We start from the raw sequence: 6,333 nt of genomic DNA on the forward strand, positions 1-6,333 counted from the left end.
AGGTCTGCCCACCCGCCCGGAGTTCCCCTGCTCCGGCGCCGGAACGTCCCAAGCCTTCCGAAGTCTCGGAACCCCCAAAGGATCTGACGCACGCATGAACAAGAACATTCGCCGTTCCCTCGTCATAGCCGCCGGTGTCAGCGGTGCCTGGGCGCTCGGTTCCGCCGCGGCCAGCGCCGACGAACTGCCCGCCAGCTCCGTCTCCACACAGGACACGGTCGCCGACACCGTCACGCACATCCGGTCCAAGGCCGCGGCCAGGGCGAAGAGCAGTGCCGCCCAGGTCATCCAGGGGGCCAGGGCCGCCCGCGCGGAGCAGGCGCTGCGGGCGGGCACACAGCTCGCGGGCAAGGCCGGGTCCACCGCCGCGACCACAGTCGCCAAGGCCGACGCCGCCGACGCCGCCGACGCCGCCGACGCCGCCGACGCCGCCGACGCCGCCGACGCCGCCGACGCGGCTGAGGCCACCGAGGCCGGCGCTGCCGCCGCCGAAGCACAGGCTGCGGCCCTCCCGGACGCCCCCCACGACAACCGCAGCGCCGTCGACTTCCTCTTCGGCCCGCTCTCCGCCTTCGCCCCCGACCTGGAGCAGGCCCTCGCCGCCGACCGGACCAAGCTCCACAGCGCCCGGTCCACGGTCGTCCCGCCCCTGGTCACGACCGCCGTGGACGGGCTCTCGCCGGTCGCCGACGAGGCGGCCGAGAGGGCGGTCGGGTACGCGAGCGGCGTCCTCGGCCGGGCCGTCCCCTACGCCACCGGCCTCGTCGGGCAGGTCGCCGGGGACACCGTGGACGCGGTGCTGCCGCCTGTCGTGAACACCGCCGTGCACGGGGTGGTGCCGGTCGCGGGGCAGGCCGTCGTGGACGCGGACGGGCTGGCGTACGGCGTGGTCGGCGACGTGCGGCCGTACGCCGACGGGGTCGTCGGCGTCGTGGAGCCGTGCACGCACGGGCTGGTCCGGCAGGCGGGCGATCTGACGTACGGGGTCGCCGGGCACGTTCCGCCGTTCGCGGACGGGGTGACCGGGGCCGTCGAGCCCGTCGTGGACGCCGTCATCGGGACCGTGACCGAGACTGTCCGGCCGGTCGCGGGCAGTGCCACCGGGCTGGCGTACGGCGTCGAGGGCGAGGCCGCTCCCTTCGCGGCCGGTGTCGTCGGTGAGGCCGGTTCTCTCGCCGGCGGGGTCGCCGGGCGGACCGTGCCCTTCGCGCAGGACCTGACCGGAACCGTCGAGGGCGACGCCGGGCAGCTGACCGGCCACGCCGTCACCGGCGTCCGGGGCGTCGCCGCCGGGACGGTCGCCCCGTACGACGTCTGAGCCGTACGACGACCGAGCTGTACGCATGAGACCGCTCGGCGTTCTTCCCCCAGCGCCTTCGCGGCGCTTCCCGTGATCTTCGTGAGGTGACAGGCCCGGACGGCCGAAAGCCGTCGGACTGTTCGGCCGGCGCCTCATGGAGGGGGGCGAGGGGTCCCCATTGGGGTGGGGATCGCCCGCCCTGAGCCCCTTAGGGGCTGCTCAAGGGGCCTCACCGGGTCAACCCCAACCCGGTGAGGCCCCGCACGCGCGACACTGGGTGTCAGTGAGGGCGACATCATGTGACAGGTATCACCGCTCAGGTGTGACCCGCGATTTAGAGGCCTCCGGGAAGCAGAGATAACCTGCGAGACGGACATGCCGCGCGCTCGGACACCGTGTGCGCTTCCCCTGTGACCCATGCGGACGTCACGTTGCCCTTCGCGGCACGCCCACGCATCCAACGAACCGCTAGATCACTGATAGGGACGGAAGCGCGTGGACCTGTTCGAGTACCAGGCGAGGGACCTCTTCGCCAAGCACGATGTACCGGTGCTGGCCGGTGAAGTCATCGACACGCCTGAGGCGGCCCGCGCAGCCACCGAGCGTCTCGGTGGCAAGTCTGTCGTCAAGGCCCAGGTGAAGGTCGGCGGCCGTGGCAAGGCCGGTGGCGTGAAGCTCGCCGCCACCCCGGACGAGGCCGTCGCCCGCGCGACGGACATTCTCGGCATGGACATCAAGGGCCACACGGTCCACAAGGTGATGATCGCCGAGACCGCCCCGGAGATCCTGGAGGAGTACTACGTCTCCTTCCTCCTCGACCGCGCCAACCGCACCTTCCTCTCCATCGCGTCCGTCGAGGGCGGCATGGAGATCGAGGAGGTGGCGGCCACCCGCCCCGAGGCCGTCGCCAAGACGCCGATCGACGCCAACGAGGGTGTCACCGAGGAGAAGGCCCGCGAGATCGTCGCGGCCGCGAAGTTCCCGGCCGAGGTCGCCGACAAGGTCGTGAACGTCCTCGTCAAGCTGTGGGACACCTTCATCAAGGAGGACGCCCTCCTCGTCGAGGTCAACCCGCTGGCCAAGGTCGCCTCCGGTGACGTCATCGCCCTGGACGGCAAGGTCTCCCTGGACGAGAACGCCGAGTTCCGTCAGCCGGAGCACGAGGCGCTCCAGGACAAGGCGTCGGCCAACCCGCTCGAGGCCGCCGCCAAGGAGAAGAACCTCAACTACGTCAAGCTCGACGGCGAGGTCGGCATCATCGGCAACGGCGCGGGTCTCGTCATGAGCACCCTGGACGTCGTCGCGTACGCCGGTGAGAACCACGGCGGCGTGAAGCCGGCCAACTTCCTCGACATCGGCGGTGGCGCCTCCGCGGCTGTCATGGCGAACGGTCTCGAGATCATCCTCGGCGACCCGGACGTCAAGTCCGTCTTCGTCAACGTCTTCGGCGGCATCACCGCGTGCGACGAGGTCGCCAACGGCATCGTCCAGGCGCTGAAGCTCCTGGAGGACCGCGGCGAGGACGTCACCAAGCCGCTCGTCGTGCGTCTGGACGGCAACAACGCCGAGCTGGGTCGTCAGATCCTCTCCGACGCCAACCACCCGCTGGTGCAGCGCGTGGACACCATGGACGGCGCGGCCGACAAGGCCGCCGAGCTCGCGGCTGCGAAGTAAGGAAGAGGGACTCAGACAGCCATGGCTATCTTCCTCAACAAGGACTCCAAGGTCATCGTCCAGGGCATGACCGGTGCCACGGGCATGAAGCACACCAAGCTCATGCTGGCCGACGGCACGAACATCGTCGGTGGCGTGAACCCCCGCAAGGCCGGCACGTCCGTCGACATCGACGGCAACGAGATCCCTGTCTTCGGCACGGTCGCCGAGGCCATGGAGAAGACGGGCGCCAACGTGTCCGTGCTCTTCGTGCCGCCGGCCTTCGCCAAGGCCGCCGTCGTCGAGGCCATCGACGCCGAGATCCCCCTCGCGGTCGTCATCACCGAGGGCATCGCCGTCCACGACTCGGCCGCGTTCTACGCGTACGCCGTGTCCAAGGGCGACAAGACCCGGATCATCGGCCCGAACTGCCCGGGTCTGATCACCCCCGGTCAGTCGAACGCCGGCATCATCCCGGGCGACATCACCAAGCCGGGCCGTATCGGCCTGGTGTCGAAGTCCGGCACGCTGACGTACCAGATGATGTACGAGCTCCGTGACATCGGCTTCTCGTCGGCGGTGGGCATCGGCGGCGACCCCGTCATCGGTACGACCCACATCGACGCGCTGGCCGCCTTCGAGGCCGACCCCGACACCGACCTGATCGTGATGATCGGTGAGATCGGTGGCGACGCCGAGGAGCGGGCCGCGGCGTTCATCAAGGAGAACGTGAAGAAGCCGGTCGTCGGCTACGTCGCGGGCTTCACCGCGCCCGAGGGCAAGACCATGGGCCACGCCGGCGCCATCGTCTCCGGTTCCTCCGGTACGGCCGCCGCGAAGAAGGAGGCCCTTGAGGCCGCCGGCGTCAAGGTGGGCAAGACGCCGACGGAGACGGCGAAGCTGGCGCGGGAGATTCTCGCCGGTTGAACCGCTTCCTGAGTGAACGCTTGTGGGCCCGTTCCCCGGGGTGGGGGCGGGCCCACCGGTGTTTTCGCTCGCCCGCGCTTGCGGGGTGCCGCTGCGCCCACCCGTGCCGCCTGGGGGTACCTCCCAGGCCTTTAAGGCACTGGGGGAGGCACGACTGCCCGCAGCTACGGAGGCTGTGGCCGTCAGCGGGGTTGGGGGGTTAGGCGTTCGGGGCCGTTTGCCGGGTTTGATGTGAGCTTTTTCCTCAGGGCCGTCTGTTTCTTCGACAGGCTGCCCGGGGCGGCCTCCGGGGGGATTCCCTGGACCGTGGTGCCCGGGGGGACCGGGGGGTCGTACCGGGTGGGGGCCGTGCGCAGGGTCAGGGCCGTCGCGCCGATGACGGCCACCGTGAAGGTGATCGCCGCCCGGGTCCAGAAGCGGGCGCGGCGTTCGCTGCCCGCCCGGACCGTCGCGGGGCGGGCCGCGCGCAGGCGTTCCACGGAGGCCAACTCGGCGAGGCGGGCGCGCAGCGCGGCGGGGTCGGCCAGCTGGGGCAGGGACGCGGCGAGGGCCTCCCGCGCGTGCAGCAGGCGGTGCGCGGTCGCCGGTGTGCTCGCCTCCGTCTCCGCCGCGGTCTCCGGCAGGTCGAGGCCCACACCGTCGTAGAGGAGGAGCGTACGGCGCTGTGACGGCGGGAGTGCCTGGAGTACGGCGAGCAGGGCGCGGTCGGCGGTGTCGGCGGGCGGGGGTTCGGGGTGCCGGAAGCGGGGGCGGAACCGGTGCCAGGGGGAGAGCGCGTACTCGTGCGCGGCCGCCCGCACCCAGCTCGCCGGGTCCCGGTCGACGGCCACCTCGGGCCAGCGCTGCCAGGCGAGTTGGAAGGCCTGTTCGACCGATTCGCGGGCGAGTTCGCGGCGGCCGCAGAGGAGGTAGGTCTGCCGTACGAGGGCGGGGGCGCAGAACGCGTACAGCGCGTCGAAGGCCTGAGCGGGTGTCAGGCGGGTGCGAAGGGCGGAGCGCTGTCCGGACAGCAGGGGCGGCTTCGGGTTCTGCTTCGGGTTCTGCTCCGGGTACTGCTTCTGGTTCTGCTTCGGGTTCTTCACGCGTACGCCCCCCGCGTGCGGCGGCGAAGGGAGCTGCTTCGTACGAAAAAGAACATAACCGTATATTGAGTGACACGGCGATGGTTCGCCTGTTACGCCCGGAAAGCGCGTGTCGTTGGGACGATGGCGGGTGTGACGCCGTCTTCGTTCTCCTCCCGTATGCGTGATCGCTCGCCGGGGCTCGTGGCCTCCGTGCTCGGCGGGGTGCTGGCCGCCGGGCTGGGGCTCGGGGCGTTCGCCGTGCTGGTGATGGTGTTGTGGATCAGTTCGCCGTATCCGGACAGCGGGCCGGGTGGGGCGTTGCATGTCGCCGCCGCGTTGTGGTTGCTGGCGCACGGGGCGGAACTGGTGCGCGTCGACACGCTGTCCGGGGTGCCGGCGCCGGTCGGGGTCACGCCGTTGCTGCTGCTCGTGCTGCCGGTGTGGCTGGTGCATCGGGCTGCTCGGGACGCGGTCGAGGGCGGGGGTGAGGAAGGGGGCGTGGCGGTCGGTGCGCGCACTGCCTGGGCGGGGGTTGTGGCGGGGTATCTCGGGGTGGGCGTGGGAGTGGCCTGCTATGCGGCCGGGGGTGTGCTGCGGCCCTCGTGGCTGTGGACCGTGCTGTGTGTGCCGGCGGTGGCCGTGACGGCGGCCGGGGTCGGGGTGTGGTCGGCGTACGGGCGCCCTCGTGAGCCGCTCGCGCGGGTGGTGCCGGGGTGGGTGGGGAGGGCGCTGTTCGGCGTGGGTGAGGTGCCGGGGCGGGACGGCGCGGTGGGCTGGGGTGCGGTGGCCCGAAGGGCCGCGGTGGCCGGGGCCGGGGCGTTGGTGGGGGGCGGGGCGTTGTTGGTGGCGGTGTCGTCGGTGTGGCACGCCGGGGCGGCTCGGGGGGCGTTTCTGCAGTTGACGGAGGGGTGGTCGGGGCGGTTCGCGGTGTTGCTGCTGTGTCTGGCGCTGGTGCCGAACGCGGCGGTGTGGGGGGCGGCGTATGCGGTGGGGCCCGGGTATGTGCTGGGGGTCGGGCATGTGGTGACGCCGTTGGGGTCCGATCCGGCGCCGATGCTGCCGCCGTTTCCGCTGCTGGCGGCGGTGCCGGAGGCGGGGGCGGGGACGGTGTGGAACTGGGCGGCCGGGGTGGTGCCGGTGGTGGCCGGGGTGGTGGTGGGGGTGTTCGTGGGGGGTGCGGGGGCTGGGTCCAGCGGTGGGGTGGCTCAGGCGCCGGTCGAGGCGTGGTCGCGGTGGCGGACCGTGGGGGGTGTGGTGGCCGCGGGTGTGGGGTGCGGGGTGGTGGTGGCGGTGCTCGCGGGGTTGGCGGGTGGGGCGTTGGGGGTGGGGGTGATGGCTCGGTTCGGGCCGGTGGGGTGGCAGGTGGGGGGTGCGGTGGTGGTGTGGGTG

The 6,333-nt window shown here is 72.0% G+C and carries 5 protein-coding genes; 4 read left to right on the plus strand and 1 reads right to left on the minus strand.

Annotated elements, in window-relative coordinates; translation table 11 throughout:
* Positions 1-94 precede the first annotated feature (94 nt).
* From ACLZN2_RS35735 to sucD, 3 genes are all read left to right on the plus strand, one after another.
* Positions 95-1,318: a hypothetical protein gene (locus ACLZN2_RS35735; RefSeq protein WP_416983651.1), complete on the plus strand. Its 1,224-nt coding sequence runs from the start codon at positions 95-97 to the stop codon at positions 1,316-1,318.
* Between the two features lie 477 nt (positions 1,319-1,795).
* A complete protein-coding gene (gene sucC, locus ACLZN2_RS35740) occupies positions 1,796-2,974 on the plus strand; it encodes an ADP-forming succinate--CoA ligase subunit beta (RefSeq protein ID WP_416983652.1) in 1,179 nt (392 codons plus the stop codon).
* A gap of 21 nt (positions 2,975-2,995) precedes the next feature.
* On the plus strand, positions 2,996-3,880 hold the full coding sequence (gene sucD, locus ACLZN2_RS35745) for a succinate--CoA ligase subunit alpha (RefSeq protein WP_416983654.1): 885 nt from the start codon (positions 2,996-2,998) through the stop codon (positions 3,878-3,880).
* A 182-nt stretch (positions 3,881-4,062) separates the two neighbouring features.
* Here sucD and ACLZN2_RS35750 read toward each other — a convergent pair whose 3' ends face one another.
* Entirely contained in the window at positions 4,063-4,962 is a 900-nt protein-coding gene (locus ACLZN2_RS35750) for an RNA polymerase sigma factor (RefSeq protein WP_416983655.1), read from the minus strand.
* A gap of 123 nt (positions 4,963-5,085) precedes the next feature.
* Here ACLZN2_RS35750 and ACLZN2_RS35755 point away from each other — a divergent pair.
* The coding region (locus ACLZN2_RS35755) for a DUF6350 family protein (protein WP_416983656.1) at positions 5,086-6,333 on the plus strand (1,248 nt) is incomplete at its 3' end.

This window comes from Streptomyces sp. T028, from assembly GCF_048159505.1.
Taxonomy (GTDB): Bacteria; Actinomycetota; Actinomycetes; order Streptomycetales; family Streptomycetaceae; genus Streptomyces.